Annotated in this window: 1 protein-coding gene and 2 pseudogenes; 1 reads left to right on the forward strand and 2 read right to left on the reverse strand. The window is 44.0% G+C overall.

Annotated features, from left to right (window positions below; all coding sequences use genetic code 11):
* Nucleotides 1-141, reverse strand: a pseudogene (locus tag GS12_RS24545) (IS30 family transposase); the annotation flags it as partial.
* A 104-nt stretch (nt 142-245) separates the two neighbouring features.
* Entirely contained in the window at nt 246-542 is a 297-nt protein-coding gene (locus GS12_RS22695) for a chorismate mutase (protein ID WP_034951282.1), read from the reverse strand.
* Nucleotides 543-768: 226 nt separating this feature from the next.
* On the opposite strand from GS12_RS22695, the pseudogene GS12_RS24550 reads away from it, so the two are divergent.
* A pseudogene (locus GS12_RS24550) lies at nt 769-913 on the forward strand (IS30 family transposase); the annotation flags it as partial.

Raw genomic sequence — 913 nt, forward strand, 5'->3', positions numbered from 1 at the left:
CTGGTGGATTGTGGGCATGATGGAAGAATGAAATCTGTCGAACATTCTGGCGATATCATGCAGAGAATCACCTTGCTTATATCTGTCCCAGATAATCGCCTTCTGCTCTGGCGTGTAGTTAATCCGAGTTCTTCGTTTCATGACAACGTCCCCCCTTGATTAAGGATAGCGTTGCATCGAGCCATTGAACTCACAGCCAAAAGCAGACATTCAACAGCTCTTATATAGTAACTTGACGCACGATTTCAGCGGTTTTCTTGTCGCAGTTGGTTGTGTTGATCGAGTTCATAATCGATAAACGCACCGATCATAGCCCGGTAGACCTTTTCGATAATCACTGTGGGAAGTCCTGCTTCAGTCGCCTGCTTACTTACCTTATCGATTACCTGCTGGACGCGGTCTGGAGCACGCACGGCTGGATGGTCACTTTTGAAAGCTGCTGCAGCCTTAACACACTGGCTACGTTGCGCGATCATTTTAACCAGTTCATTGTCAATCTGATCGATACGGTTCCTAACATCCTCAATTGACGAAAAATTCATTGCAATCCACCTGACTAGTACATGAGTATGATAGTTTACATAAATCTTCGATTCAAAACAGTTTTAAATTTTTAAAGTCTGACTGAAAGAACGATAAACCAAAGAATTCAATCAAGAATATGCGGTTATTGAGAGTGCGATAAAAGAGATAGGACGAATGTCTGCTCCTCGCTGTGAGTTCAATGGCTCGATGCAACGCTATCCTTAATCAAGGGGGGACGTTGTCATGAAACGAAGAACTCGGATTAACTACACGCCAGAGCAGAAGGCGATTATCTGGGACAGATATAAGCAAGGTGATTCTCTGCATGATATCGCCAGAATGTTCGACAGATTTCATTCTTCCATCATGCCCACAATCCACCAGACAG

Origin of the sequence: Erwinia oleae (assembly GCF_000770305.1) — a bacterium.
Lineage (GTDB): Bacteria > Pseudomonadota > Gammaproteobacteria > Enterobacterales > Enterobacteriaceae > Erwinia > Erwinia oleae.

Coding starts and splice junctions, on each gene's coding strand:
- GS12_RS22695 (WP_034951282.1), bottom strand. CDS start 542: ATGAATTTTTCGTCAATTGAGGATGTTAGGAACCGTATCGATCAGATT.